Raw genomic sequence first — 14,370 nt, 5'->3', positions numbered from 1 at the left:
TGATTTAATTTTAATTACTTTGATTTGCTGATAGTGTATTTCTATAATAATCTTGACCACGGACTATAACAGAATTAATAGCATCATAAGCAGTGATATCTACTAAGGGGTCTTTGTTTAAAATCAATAAGTTTGCGATTTTTCCTTGAGTTATAGTTCCATAATCGTTGTCCATATGAAAAGCCTTTGCATTGTTATAGGTGGCTGCCATAAATATTTTTTCTAATGAAACACCTGCATTTAACCAATGTTGCATTTCTAAATAACCATTATATCCTGGTGGATGAGTTGACATATTCATAGCGCCATTATCTGTTGCAAAAAGTAAGTTTGCATTACTATCGGCAAGCAGTTTCACTACTTTATCCATTCTAACTTTCAACATTTCCTGAATACCTTGAAACATGTCTTCAGCTCCATCGAATTTAGAATTAAGAATATTATATAATTCTGGATTGATCATTTTTACTAATTTTTCTCGATTTAAAATTTTTTGTTTTCCCCATTGCCCATCTGGAGTATTCATCCAATCAAAATATGCCATAGGATATACATTTTTTAAAGCAGGATCATTTATAAATTGATCATTCAATAAATCAACTTCGCCATAAATTGCCCGGAAAGTTGGTTGGTATCCTACTTTTCTACTAGCAATATTTAATAGTAAATCTTTATGTTTTTGAGTAAAAGTTAAGTCTAAGAACTGTTCAGGACTGTCATACCAATTCCACATAGAATGTGCTATTATATCCACACCAGCTTCAAGAGCAAACTTTTGCCCATTAAAGGATGGTGAATGCATAATTACTGGTATACCTTCTTGGTGTGCTTCATTGATAAGATCATGCATTAAATCTAGAGTTGGTAACTCCCAACTTTTAGGGAAACCTGATGATTCATCTTCATACAAAGTTTTTACACAAATACCTTGCTGCTCTATAGCAATGTTAGATATAATCGATTTTGGCGTGTGAGACTTTAAATTTATTGAATCTGGAATATTCAAATCTTGATTGTATTTATCATATAAGAATGGATATTTTAATCTGTCTTCAATAGAATATTCTTCCATTTCCATCATAAAATCATTCATTACCTGAACCTGTTCGCCACAAGTATAAATATCAGGCCTAACAGAAGCATTTAATATGCCATTTATAACATCAGGAGCATAGTTGTTTAAGTCAATTAGAGTTGTATAACCATAATACAGAAAACTTTTAGGTAGTTGAGCATAGTACGCATCAACTAATTCTGGATGTTTTCTTTGATGATTCCAATTCATTCCAGCCATATTTGCTAAATGAACATGACTATCTATTAAACCAGGAATTGTGTATTTGCCTTCACCATTTATGCTTTTATAATTTCCTTTTAAATTAGGTTTCTCTATACCAGAATAAATGATTTTATCATTATCTGTTAATATATAACCGACAAATTTTTCAACGTTACCATAAATGTTAGCTGATATTACTGTAGTGTTTTCAATTAAAATACCATTATCTACATTTATATCAGTTTTATTCTGTTCAGTCTGTTTTCTTTTACAACTTAATATTGACACACAGGTTAATATAGTAATTACGGTTATTCTCATCTCTTTCTTAACTTTTAAAGTTTATGCAATAGTAAAAACAGAATGTTGGAATGAGCTAAAATTTGAACTCATAAAGGTTCTGATTTAATTTTCAGAACCTTTTTTTAAATCTAGCAAGTATATTTTATTAATTTTTGCAGTGTATAATGTTGCAGACTTTTCATTACTGAGATATAGAATAAATTTTAGATTTGTCCCATCTTCCATTTTAATTGTTAGGTTACTACTTCCTGTTGCCCTTGAAAGAGAAATCTTTTTTCTAGAACCAATTTTGCTTGATTTGAGTTTGCACCTGACCTCCTCCCATATTTAGGTACCGGTCATAGCTAGAGAATGGGGGCTATTTTCAATCATTTAGATATATTCGTTGGGGGACATGTCCCTTCACGAGCTATTTGGTGTGATCTTAATTTAGTATATGTTTATCCAGTTTTACAGATAGTCCAAAATTAGGGCAATAAGGGTAAATTTATATTTAACTTATAAATTATAAACCCGACGGTTTTCTATTTGTAAAGTTCAGAATAACAGTATTTTATATGACTTATTTAATAACCGCATACGCTACCGTATACGGTGGGTCCCAAAAAAATAAACCGTTAATACTGAATGTAAATCATTCAATATCAACGGTTTAATCAGTAGCGAGAGGGGGGCACGATCCCCCGACCTCCGGGTTATGAAGTTTAACCGCTATTTTTTATTCTTACAACCTATTGAAAAACAAGTAGTTATTAAATATATTTTTACTGTTTTAGTGTAAAGCGTATACGGTAGCGTATACGGCTTACTTTTGTAAATTTACTTAAAATATGGCACTTTTCTAATTGATAATGGTGGTTTTTGAATTTCAAAGAGGGTTTTAGAATTATCCGAATCGCTAACCAATTATGATTTAGGAAATTCCCTAATTCACATTTTAAATTGATTAGCTACCACTTTATACATTTAATACCCAGATAAATTACGCAAGACCAATGTCTGGATTGATTATCTCTGAGAACAAATTAGAAAAGGCAAGTATATACTAATTTTTTCAAATAAGATCATACCTAAAATGCTCATAAATCATCACCATTGCCAAAGTGTCCAATTCGCAATATTTCAATAGTGCACTAGTAATTTCATCGCGCTCTTTTTGCTCCATATCAACGTATTGTAGTTTTGCATAGGCAGTCAAGGCTGCACCACCATCTGCAATACCATCCAATTCTGAGATAGTGTCATCCAACTCCAACATACTCCATCCCTCAAAAAGAGAAGGTAACATTACGTATGGATTAATAACTTCATCACCATTTTTTTCTAACCAAATTTCATTTGCCTCAAAATTGGAACTATCCACATTTATTTTACCAATGGGTTGAGAGTATTTTTTCTGTAAATAGCGGCTAGAATGCAGACTTGCTGGAAGTACTGCTTTGATGCTATTGGAGCCCTTAGTTAAGGGGTTGTAATAATAGTCCTTGACCACTTTGTTTAAATCTACCATACTCCGCTCGCCATTCCATTGCTCAACATTGTCTTTAGTAGCGGTGGAAATGGATTTTAAAAATGAAACTAACTCTTGGGCATCAGGTTCATAGCTTGATTGTAATTGCGAAATAATGGCATTTACAATAGTATTTTCGTGTGCTGCAAATCTAAAAATAGTTCCTTCATCGTTATAGAGCGCTTTTTTCAAAGCCCGAGCAAATTCAAAATTGGGAAATTTCCCAGGGGTATTATTGATGTATTCACTTTTATGCTCAATACTACCATCTTCATTTAATTGGTGGTGCGAAAATTGAAAGGCGACCTGTTCATATGGCCGTCTGCCTTTTGTGAAAGGTAAGGCAACCGTACTAGTTTCAAAATCGATAAAATGTAATGGAAACCTCCAATTTGCTATTTCTTCTTTAAGCTCCTCTTTCAATACGAAAATAGACGTATCGTTCTGTTGGGCTTTCTCAACTTGAATCCATTGCCTTTCTGATGCGGATAATCTTCCTGCTTCTGGTTTTGCATTGATGTCTTCTTCAGTAACGTCTTCCATTAACAAGCGATTCTCCTCAACCAGATTTTTACCTCTAAAATTCCATATTTCAAAAGCGTTGGATTTGTCGAAATCTGAAGGCTTCCAGGCATGTTGTTTTTCAAAACAGTATTTGAATCCTGATTTCAACCCTTCTTGTTCTTGTTCATCGGTAGTCTTAAATTCACAACCCTTACAGCTACCAAATTTGGTTGGCCAATTTAAGTATTCATCCTCCTGATAGGATTCTTTAAAGAGTTTAATTGATTCTTCAAAAGATAGATTGTCAAAATAGGGATATTCATTGGCTATGATTCCATTGACAATCGCATCTACATTGATTTCTGATAGTACAGATTCACCAATTTCATCTAAGGAACCAATATTTGATTGTACATCTGTTCTGTGGTTGCCACCTTTAGGTATCCTGAACAATTGGTTAAGGCCATCCACTTTGGCGGTTTTGGTTTTGTCCGCCATTAAAAGATAGGTTTCAAAGATAAATTGAGGATAAGCCTTTTGAGCCACATATTTTTGGAAAGCCAAATCGAAAAGGTATGATTTCCAGTCACTTTTTATCCCTCCTCGTTTTCCGAAAAATAGAAATTCATCATTTGGGTCATAAGATTTGGCTTCGACCTCTATGAGTTTAATATGGTTTCCTTTTTTCGAAAGAATGTCTGTACGGATGAAAAGACCATTATGCTCAAAGGCTGCTTCATATATTGAAATAGCATCTTTTGTCAATTGTTCTTGGGTAAGATCTGTGGCAAGGTCATATTCATAATTTTGGGTATCTATAAAAATACCTTTCGGGTAATGCAAACGTGCTAAAGCTTCTACCTGAAACCCACCTTTGGCCAAGGCTTGTAGAAAGGAATCATTTAAACTTTGATTCGCATATTCCTTTTTTGAAGTGAAATACAGTTTATTTGGGCATTCTAACCCTAGTTTAAAACGTGATTTGGTTAGTGGTTTCATTTATAATTATTTTCTCTTTAGAACTTACTAATTCAAATTCTAATAAGTCTCCAATCTTATAGTTATCTTGAATATAACCTTTCAATTCAATATTGCCTAAAAGTCATTTATTAGGATTGATGAAAATCTGACCATGTGTCTCTTTATTTAATAGATTTAGGTTTAGATTTTAATGCTCTTTTTGTTACTATTTAAGATTGTTGGCAATCATATCCCCATCTGAATGCTAACCATTTTCTGTAAGTTTACTATTCAATAATTCTGCTATTAAAAATTCTCCAATTTGCCAACTAAAGAATCATTAATCCAAAGAACCAATAAAGCAATATTAACTTAGTATATTTGCCCAAGTTCGGACAAGTCAATAAATGGTTCAATATGGGTCAAAAGAAATTTCCTCAAATCAAAGAGAATTACTCTTTCTATAACAATTTGTTAGCAGAGAGGAAATCCATATTTACAGAAGTCATTGAAATCAACAAGACAGGCAACAATCATAATACTTTAGAATCAGTTGAGGAAGTAACACACCCTAGTGCTACAGAAGATAAAATGGTTTTATTGGTTGATGTAAAGGTAAACAACCACAACTTTTTCCAATTCAAACTCAGATACAAATCATTTGTGCCAACTCCTTTCTTTCGCTTTGATAGTGATGGCGAAACACATAGAAATAAGGTTGATGGGGTTGAATTAAAAGACCAGGCAATTACAACACCTCATTTTCACAAGTTCAATGAAAACGGTATTGAAATAGCCTACAAAACCGATAAGTTGTTAGACCCAAAAGAAAGCAAGGCATTAGAAGATATAAACATTTGTATTATTCATTTTTTCCACGAATCAAACACAAGATTAAAAAATGATGATTTTCCCGAAATCAAAATAATGTCGGACACCTTAGGCTTTAAAATGACTAAGGAAGACCCTAATCAAAATATTGCCTTCCTATGAATCTAATAGAAATTTTCACAGATATAAAAAATGCTTTTGGTGGCTTATGGCAAACCAAGCAGAGAGGTAATTCATTAGAAATTATTACCCCATACGCTACTACTAATAATCGTTTTGTTTCAGTATTTCTATCCAAGCAAGGGGATGATTATGTTATTTCTGATGGTGGCTGGTTAAATAGTGGTGTCTATGAAGTTGCAGTAGGTGAAGAAAGTTGCTTTTTAAAAATACTCTACCATTTCCAAAACTCTTTTGAAATCAAGCAAATTGCAAATGCTGAAGGCATTACATACTACTACCTAAAAACAGCCAATGCAATAGACATACCTTCTAAGTTGTTTGACCTTACTTTATTCATTCAAAATATTGTAAGCGTTTCAGAAATAGCCTTTGAGGACAAGGAAGAAAAAGAAACAAAAGAAAGGTTTGTGTCAGTTGCAAACGAATACTTAAAATCATTTACAGATAAAAAGAAGTTGCACTTAAATTCTTTTCTCATTCCAGAAAAAAAGGATATTAAGTTCAATGCTATTTACAATAATACACCAAGCATAATGTCTTTGGTGAATTACGTTACAGGTAGCTCAAACTCTTATTTTTCAAATAGTATTTCAAAAGCAAATATGCTTTTTCAAATGGCTGATGATTCAAATGCTAAAGAATTTATTAAATCAAAAGTATCGATCATAGACAATACAGCAGATGGTTATGTACCTGAAAAATTAGCAGGCTATTTATATCATTTAGAACACCACACAGGTTCACTTTTAGTGAACTGGAGCGAAAAAGAAAGACTTCAATCAATACTAAATTAAGATGACAAAGCAAGTATTTCATACCAACACTTTAGGCGATAAGCTTCGGCAGTTAAGAGATGAAAAAAACTTAATGCAAAGAGAAGTTGGTGCAGTAATAGAAGTTGACGGAGCATTTATAAGCAAAGTCGAAAATAGCGAAAAACCAATCAACAGAAAGCACCTTACAACATTAAGTAAGTTTTTCAAAGTGCAAGAAGATGATTTGCAAACGCTTTGGTTAGCTGATAAAATAAGGCTAATCATAAAAGAAGAGAAATTAGGTAAACAAGCAATACAAATCGTTTTCAACGATTTTAATCAACAATAAAGGACAATGAGCATAAACATTTTAAAACACGAATCAGACGTTTGGAAAACAGCCGATTTATTAATTGGGGCAGGTATTAAGCAAAGTGATTTTCCAAAATATATGATGCCCTACTTTGCCCTTTTAATGGTTGAAAGTAGATTAATAAGAGAAGCAAAAAGATTAGAAGAAGAAATTGGCAGAGACAATATTGAGGACTTTGTAGAAATGTTCCAGTTAGAGGGCTTAGGCTATAATGATTATGTGATTCGTAAAAACAAGTGTTTAAAAGAAATTTGCAAAAACGATAAAACCTTTGATGTTGACTTTCACAGTTACTTAAAATCATTCGACCCGGAAACGAAATATTTATTGGGTGTAGATAAGGGAACAGAAGAAGAAAAATTCTTAGATATATCTGGTATTAGCGGTCAACTAAAAAAGAAACGCATCTTATTTGAAACCGTTAAGGTTTGGAGCGAAATAGATTTAACGCCTTTTGATAACTCCGAGATAACCACACTTGAAGAACACATCAAAAGAAAATGGGCAGATATTTCAGCAGAAACAGCTGGAGAGCAATATACCCCTGATGATATTATTTCTTTAATTACAGAGTTAATCGTTACCAAGTTTGAAGATAATGGCAAATTCTTAACCATATATGACCCCACCTGTGGTGGCGGAAACCTACTTTTTGGTGTAGAAGATAAAATCAAATCGGATTTACCTTCAAGACCAACTGCAACCTATGGGCAAGAATGGAACGATACATTATTTGCTTTGGCTAAAATAGAAAGCAGATTCAGAAAAGATACCTATATCGAGTATGGAAATACCATTACAGAAATTGGTAAGTTCTACGATAAGTTTTTCAATATAGCAGTTGCAAATCCGCCTTATGGTGTGGATTGGAAAGGTTATGAAAAAGATGTAAAAAACGACAGTACAGAAAGATTTATCGCTTTGCCTTCTATTTCTGATGGGCAATTCCTTTTTACACAACATATTTTATACAAACTAAATGAAGACGGTTTCGCAGTTGTAGTTCACAACGGCTCAACCCTTTTTAGTGGTGATGCAGGTAGCGGAGAAAGCAATATCCGTAAACATTTTTTTGAAAACGATTGGGTTGAAGCTATTATCCAAATGCCAACGGATGAATTTTTCAATACAGGTATTTATACCTATTTATGGGTATTCAATAAAAATAAACCAGCAGACCGAAAAGACAAAGTTATCCTTATCAATGCCAGTGATTTACACGAACCTCTTAAAAAGAGCAAGGGTAAAAAGCGTAAACAAATGAACCTGGACAATAGAGTTGAAATTGTTAAGGCATTTACCGAGTTCAAAGACAATGCCTTTTCACAGGTTTTTGATAAATGGCACTTCTATTATAACAAACAAAGCATTATGCTTACCAATGTAGATGAAAACGGTAAGTACCTCGAAATGCCAACCAAAGTAAACAGAGCAGGCGAAACAGTAGAAGAAAAAAGCATCAAGTTAGAACCTACTAAAATTGAGGTTAAAACAGACAACGAAACGACTACACATACAGCATTTGAAATCACCTCTTTTGATAAATCAAAGCACAAATCTTTACAAGATTATTTCAATGATGATATTAAACCAACTATCAACGCAATAGACTATAAAGAACAAGATGTAAAGGTATTTACCAAAAAAGCAATCTACTGGTACGACCAAGACAAAGAGACAATCATTGAGGAAGTAAAAGGAGAACAAACCGAATTAGGTTGCGGTAAAATTGTAATCAAGTCTGCCTTTAAAAAAGCCACAAAAACCAAAGATGCCAGTATTGTAATAACAGTGGTGCTTACTAAAGATTTACAGAAAGATTATGAGATTATTTCTTACAGTCCAGATGAAGCAATCAACCAAAAAACAATTGCCGATTTTATGGCAAAATATATTACTCGCCCTTTTGAGTATGTAGATAATGTAATTGGTGTAGAACTCAATTTTAATAAAGTGTTTTATGTTCCCGAAAAACTAAGAACAGTTACAGATGTTCAGGCTGAAATAGATAGTTTAGAAAATGAATTAGCTAACCTTGAAAATGAATTGGGCTTATGATAAAGTATGATTCATATAAAGATAGTGGGATCGAATGGTTAGGTAAAATACCTGCTCAATGGGAGATAATTAGAATAAAAGATAAGATTGTAAAAATTGGTAGTGGTGTCACTCCTAAAGGCGGAAGCGAAGTTTATGTTGATGAGGGTATTCCGTTATTAAGAAGTCAAAATGTTTATGATGATGGATTAAGAATTGATGATGTTTCTTTTATTGATGAGGAAACAAATGCTAAAATGAAAAATTCACAAATTAAACCGAACGATATTTTAGTAAACATTACTGGAGCATCAATCGGCAGAACTTGTATTGTTCCTTCATCTTTACCGAAAGCTAATATCAATCAGCATATTATTTATATGCGATTGAAAGAAAGGTATGTAAATTATGTTGGTGCTTATTTCAAAACTAATGCGGTAAAGGAGTATATAAATCTTATACAGGCAGGTACTTCAAAAGAAGCTTTGAATATGGGGCAAGCATTAAATATTCCTTTGTTATTTCCTCCAATTGAAGAACAAACCGCAATAACCCAATACCTCGATACCAAAACCCAAACCATAGATAATAAAGTAAATCTTTTAGACAAGAAAATTGGGTACTACAAGGAGCTACGCAAAAGCATCATCAATGAAACGGTAACAAAAGGTTTAGATAAATCGGCAGTATTACAGGTAAATGGTTTAGGTTTTGAAACTCCATCAACTTGGTCAAAAAAACGCCTTAAAGACGTAGGCTTTCTTTATAGTGGTTTGTCAGGTAAAAGTGGTGATGACTTTAATCAAGACGCCAACCCTAATAACAAAGGATTTATACCGTTTACAAATATTGCCAATAACACTTATTTGAAGAAAGACCATTTAGGTACTGTTGTGGTTTTTGATGGAGAAAAACAGAACAAGGTAAAAGAGGGTGATATTTTCTTTTTAATGAGTTCAGAGGGGTATGAAGATATTGGCAAATCAGCAGTATTAGCTGAGAATATTGATGATACTTATCTAAATAGTTTTTGTAAAGGCTTTAGAATTAAACAGAAACATTGCAACCCATATTTTCTAAATTATCTTTTGCTTTCAGACTATTACAGACAAATTTTAATTATTGAGGGGAAAGGGTTTACCCGTATCAACTTAAAAATGGAAAAGGTTAATAATTTTGAAGTTTATCTGCCTAAAAACCTAAGTGAGCAATCTGATATAGTTTCCTATTTAGACCACAAAACACAGACCATTGACAAGATAGTAGGCAATATCCAAAACCAAATAACCACCTTAAAAGAACTTCGCAAAACATTAATTAATGATGTGGTTACGGGTAAAATAAAAGTAGTAGAATGAAAGAATTAGACTTACAAGATAAATACTTAATCAACTTCTTTTGTGAAAGACCTGACGGTCTTCAATACAAAGAAGCAAAGGCAAATACAGTTTCTTCCAACTTTTTTGTAATGGAGGATTTAAAACAATTCATTTCGGAAACCTCATTAAACAAAGCCAACTACAAAAAGCTACTCAAAAAGTTTGATTCTGAAAAAGCCTTATTAGAAGCATTTACAGACTTCTTAGATGAAAAAATAAAATCATCTATGAATATGGCAATCTTTATCAATACCAATAAATCAGTAACCTTTGAAGGTGTCAAATTGCATCTTTTCTACCCAAGTGGTAGCGAAATGGAAGAAGATAAATTGTTTGCTCAAAATGTGTTTTCTGTAGTTCAAGAATTGCCCTATACCTTCAAATATGATGGTAAGCAGCGTTTTTCATTTCGTCCTGACCTTTCCTTTTTTCTGAATGGTATTTACTTAGGATATAGCGAACTTAAAAGTAACTGGACAAATCAAACGGCAGTTAAAAACGGTCGTAAAAAAGTATCTAAAGACTATCTAAATGCAGCACAAGAATATTTAGTAATAGCAGAACAAAACGACTTATCTCAAACCATTAGAAAAGATTTCCTAAAGGTATTTGAAAAGGCTATCCACATCACAGCAACAGACATTTCAGAAACTTTTGTAATACGAAATATCTCTACATTATTTGACGACATCAAAACAGGAGTAACCAACGGTAGCTATGATTTTGAGCAATACGAAAAGAAGTTTATAAAGGAGTTCAAATCATACCCACTCAGAAACAAAGAAGCATCTAAAACAGAGCGTTTTGAAGAAGTATTCAAGGCTCTGTATGATAAAAAGATGATTGAAAAAGAGATTCTTTACTACAATTTCATTGAAAGGGATCTAATCAAAAAAGAAGGAAGCAAAACCAAAGAATACAAACACAATGATGGTCGCTTAATCAGTCCAAGACCAAAGCAAAAGTTTGGTACAGATAAAGTGTTAGCCAAGATTGAGGAGTTCTTAATCCACGAGAACGACCCTGACTATTTCATCAAAAAGTTAGAAAAGGAGTTAAAGGCAAAAGGATTGGGAGATGTTCAAACCCAAGCATTGATAAATAAAAGGCTCAAATATCAAAACAACAAAACGGTTTATTCCTTACTCCTTCAATATGCAGCAGGTTTTGGGAAAAGTAATATCATTGGTTGGACAGCCCTACAACTTAAAGACCTTAGAAAAGACGGAGAGTATATCTATGATAAAGTAATGCTTGTTGTTGATAGACTTCAACTTCGTGACCAGTTAGATTCTAAAATGCACAATATGAATATCCAAAAAGGAATGTTCATAGAAGCCAACGACCGCAAAAGTTTCATTGATGCATTAAGTAGCGATAAAAGAATTGTAGTTGTCAATCTTCAAAAGTTCTCAGCAGTAGATAATATCTTAGATGAAACAGCAGTAAAGAAACTGGCAAAACTTCGTATTGCCTTTCTGATAGATGAAATTCATAGAAGCAACAGCGGTACACAACACGAAGAAATGATAAGCGTTTTTGATGAACTACAAAGTAGTTTTGATAAGAGCAAGGAGTATCAAACCAACCAAACCAAGAAAAACCTAATTGTTGGTTTTACTGCCACGCCAAGCGACCACACATTAGCAAGGTTCGGAGAGTTCAATAAGTATGCAGAAGCAGAAAAAATATGGATTCCTTTTGATAGCTACACAATGCGTGAAGCTATTGAAGATGGCTATATTTTAAACCCAATTAAAGGGATAGTGCCTGTTTCAGCTAAAATGTATTTCGAGATTCCTGAAAATGAATTAGAAGGGTTTGAAAATGATTTTGGCTATGATGAAATTCCAGACAATACAGATACCGGGATAGATGAAGTAGGTAAAAAATATGCCATTAGGAAAAAGAAAATATACCTAAACACACAACGTATTGAAGCTATTTCAAAGTTTGTAGCAGAACGTTTAGTGAGTAGTGTTTACCATAATATTAGAGGAACAGCAAAAGCAATGCTTTCAGCATCTTCAATTCCAGCAGCTATTAAGTACAAAGGTTTTATAGACAAGTACTACAAGGAGTTAGTAAAGGATAAGAAATATGAAAGGTTTGCAGAAGCTCCAGTTTATATCGTTTATTCAGATAGTCAAGAGCATAAAAGTTGCAGTAGTTTGAATGATGGCTTAAATGAAAAAACAGTACTTCAAAATTTTCAGAAAAAGGACAAAAATGGTATCATCATAGTAGTTGACAAACTGCAAACAGGTTTTGATGAACAAAAACTCCATACATTATTCTTAGACAAAGAGATAAGAGGTATTAACGCTATTCAAACCATTTCACGAGTAAATAGAACATCCAAATACAAGAACGATTGTAAAATAGTTGATTTCTCTTATAAGAATGTAAATGTTAAAAACATCAAAGCAGCATTTGAGCATTTTAGTAATGTGGTAGTATCAGATTTTGACCCATTAGGAGATGAAGAAAAACTGATAGAATTATTAAAAACACTTTCTACCAATAGTATTTTTAAAACTCATTTCCCTGCATTTAAAAGCTACCATACTTCAAACTCAGACATCAATCTTATAATAGGCATTGAGGATGCTTTAGATGCGTTTATTAAAGGCTCAAAGGCAGATGCTAAGAAAATAAAAGATGAAGTATTACAGTACTTTAAAATCCTTAATTTAATTGAGTTCGTAATAGACTTAGACCCAAAGTTTAGTGAAAACCTATTTATTGAGTTTTGGCGTAAATACAATATGCTTTATAACCAAATCAATAAGCAATCTGAGGTTATAGATGATGTAGAAATTTACTTTGATAATAGGATAGGTATAATAGCACCAATAGAGCCAAAGGATAAAGGGAATAAACCTAAAAATCCATCTCCAACAGGCACAGACCAACCAAATAAGTACAAATACAATATTCTCAAAGTAATAGAGAAACGTAACCAGGAGGAAGAAGCAATTGAAGCATTGATTGCAGAATTTGAAAAGAAAATATCATCCTTTTTTGATTTCATCAAAACAGATGATAACGGCCAAAGATTAATTGCTAAAATCAAAGATGAAGGCTCTGCCTTTTCTCAAGACGAGATTTATTTAGATTTCACAAAGTTATACAGGAAATACACCATTAAGAATAAAAACTTAGGTGATTTCTTTGTACGTGAAACAAAAGATATATTAAACCAATTATGTGATGATTTTGAAAGGTCATTAAATAGCCTATGATTATATATAACACTACAGGAAATAAGTTAGTACAAGTTAAAGAAAAGCCCTTTAAACTTGAACTTGAGATACAATCAATTTTTGAAAGCAACCTTCAAAACATTATGGGGTTGCTGTTTGTCAAATCTGAATTTACAATCAAAAACAAGCGTATTGATACTCTTGCTTATGATAGGCAAACCAATGCCTTTATTATTATTGAATATAAGAGAGATAAAAATTATAGTGTAGTTGACCAAGGTTTAACCTACTTAAATTTAATGCTCCAGAACAAGGCAGAGTTTATCTTAACATACAATGAAACCTTAAAAGATATTTTACATAGTAAAGATGTTGACTGGTCTCAATCAAGAGTTGCTTTTGTTTCTCCAAGTTTTACCGATAACCAAATATCTGCAAGTGATTTCAAAGACTTTGGTATTGAATTATGGGAGATTAAGCAATTTGAAAACAATACAATAAGCATCAATACAATTAAAAAGAGTAGTGGTGCTCCAAGTATCAAACCTTTGTTGGAGAACAGCGACAATCTAAAAGAAGTAAAAGAAAACATCAAGGTTTATACGGAGGAAGACCATTATAGCAATGGTTCGGATTACACCATTGAATTATACGAGAAGTTTAAATCTTCAATACTCAACCTTGCAGATGGTATAGAAATATTACCACAGAAGTATTACATAGCATTTAAGAAAGGCTCAAACATTTCAGATATTGAAATTCAAAAGAAGTCATTGAAAATATTCATTAATGCCAAAATAGGCACACTTGATGACCCAAAAGGTTTAGTAAAGGATGTTTCAAATATTGGGCATAGAGGAAATGGAGATTATCAAATCCAAATAGAAAATGACAAAGATTTAGAATATATAATGAGTTTAATAAAACAAATTCTCTTGTAACTTATAGGTTTCAATTTAAACAGATTACTTTTCTAAAACTTCATTATAAAAATATGCCTTATGATATTCTATATTTTTGTAATATGTCGAAAATAGTGTTTAGAAAATT

Annotated in this window: 9 protein-coding genes; 7 read left to right on the top strand and 2 right to left on the bottom strand. The window is 32.6% G+C overall.

Annotated elements, in window-relative coordinates; translation table 11 throughout:
• Positions 1-10: 10 nt before the first annotated feature.
• Positions 11-1,600: an amidohydrolase family protein gene (locus tag ACOCEA_RS10440; RefSeq protein WP_420756176.1), complete on the bottom strand. Its 1,590-nt coding sequence runs from the start codon at positions 1,598-1,600 to the stop codon at positions 11-13.
• 1,036 nt (positions 1,601-2,636) lie between these two features.
• Entirely contained in the window at positions 2,637-4,595 is a 1,959-nt protein-coding gene (locus ACOCEA_RS10435) for a DUF2779 domain-containing protein (RefSeq protein WP_420756175.1), read from the bottom strand.
• Between the two features lie 378 nt (positions 4,596-4,973).
• On the opposite strand from ACOCEA_RS10435, the gene ACOCEA_RS10430 reads away from it, so the two are divergent.
• The 7 genes from ACOCEA_RS10430 to ACOCEA_RS10400 are packed head-to-tail and all read left to right on the top strand — an operon-like array spanning position 4,974 to position 14,261.
• A complete protein-coding gene (locus tag ACOCEA_RS10430; RefSeq protein WP_420756174.1) occupies positions 4,974-5,549 on the top strand; it encodes a hypothetical protein in 576 nt (191 codons plus the stop codon).
• Positions 5,546-6,364: a hypothetical protein gene (locus tag ACOCEA_RS10425; RefSeq protein ID WP_420756173.1), complete on the top strand. Its 819-nt coding sequence runs from the start codon at positions 5,546-5,548 to the stop codon at positions 6,362-6,364. The genes ACOCEA_RS10430 and ACOCEA_RS10425 overlap by 4 nt, the downstream gene beginning before the upstream one ends.
• 1 nt (position 6,365) lies before the next feature.
• Positions 6,366-6,674 (top strand): helix-turn-helix domain-containing protein, encoded by a 309-nt coding sequence (locus ACOCEA_RS10420; RefSeq protein ID WP_420756172.1) that lies wholly within the window; start codon positions 6,366-6,368, stop codon positions 6,672-6,674.
• Positions 6,675-6,680: 6 nt separating this feature from the next.
• On the top strand, positions 6,681-8,756 hold the full coding sequence (locus tag ACOCEA_RS10415) for an HsdM family class I SAM-dependent methyltransferase (protein ID WP_420756171.1): 2,076 nt from the start codon (positions 6,681-6,683) through the stop codon (positions 8,754-8,756).
• On the top strand, positions 8,753-10,093 hold the full coding sequence (locus ACOCEA_RS10410) for a restriction endonuclease subunit S (protein ID WP_420756170.1): 1,341 nt from the start codon (positions 8,753-8,755) through the stop codon (positions 10,091-10,093). Before ACOCEA_RS10415 ends, ACOCEA_RS10410 begins: the two co-directional genes overlap by 4 nt.
• Positions 10,090-13,359, top strand: a complete 3,270-nt coding sequence (locus ACOCEA_RS10405) for a DEAD/DEAH box helicase family protein (RefSeq protein ID WP_420756169.1) — start codon at positions 10,090-10,092, stop codon at positions 13,357-13,359. The genes ACOCEA_RS10410 and ACOCEA_RS10405 overlap by 4 nt, the downstream gene beginning before the upstream one ends.
• Entirely contained in the window at positions 13,356-14,261 is a 906-nt protein-coding gene (locus ACOCEA_RS10400) for a DUF5655 domain-containing protein (protein WP_420756168.1), read from the top strand. The genes ACOCEA_RS10405 and ACOCEA_RS10400 overlap by 4 nt, the downstream gene beginning before the upstream one ends.
• Positions 14,262-14,370: the final 109 nt, after the last annotated feature.

Origin of the sequence: Maribacter luteocoastalis (genome assembly GCF_048890225.1) — a bacterium.
Classification (GTDB): Bacteria; Bacteroidota; Bacteroidia; order Flavobacteriales; family Flavobacteriaceae; genus Maribacter; species Maribacter luteocoastalis.
This window is presented reverse-complemented; position numbering and strand designations above follow the sequence as displayed.

Excerpts from the sequence above, each read along its gene's own strand:
- ACOCEA_RS10425 (WP_420756173.1), top strand. The coding sequence starts at position 5,546 with ATGAATCTAATAGAAATTTTCACAGATATAAAAAATGCTTTTGGTGGC.
- ACOCEA_RS10400 (WP_420756168.1), top strand. The coding sequence starts at position 13,356 with ATGATTATATATAACACTACAGGAAATAAGTTAGTACAAGTTAAAGAA.
- ACOCEA_RS10430 (WP_420756174.1), top strand. The coding sequence starts at position 4,974 with ATGGGTCAAAAGAAATTTCCTCAAATCAAAGAGAATTACTCTTTCTAT.
- ACOCEA_RS10440 (WP_420756176.1), bottom strand. The coding sequence starts at position 1,600 with ATGAGAATAACCGTAATTACTATATTAACCTGTGTGTCAATATTAAGT.
- ACOCEA_RS10410 (WP_420756170.1), top strand. The coding sequence starts at position 8,753 with ATGATAAAGTATGATTCATATAAAGATAGTGGGATCGAATGGTTAGGT.
- ACOCEA_RS10415 (WP_420756171.1), top strand. The coding sequence starts at position 6,681 with ATGAGCATAAACATTTTAAAACACGAATCAGACGTTTGGAAAACAGCC.
- ACOCEA_RS10435 (WP_420756175.1), bottom strand. The coding sequence starts at position 4,595 with ATGAAACCACTAACCAAATCACGTTTTAAACTAGGGTTAGAATGCCCA.
- ACOCEA_RS10405 (WP_420756169.1), top strand. The coding sequence starts at position 10,090 with ATGAAAGAATTAGACTTACAAGATAAATACTTAATCAACTTCTTTTGT.
- ACOCEA_RS10420 (WP_420756172.1), top strand. The coding sequence starts at position 6,366 with ATGACAAAGCAAGTATTTCATACCAACACTTTAGGCGATAAGCTTCGG.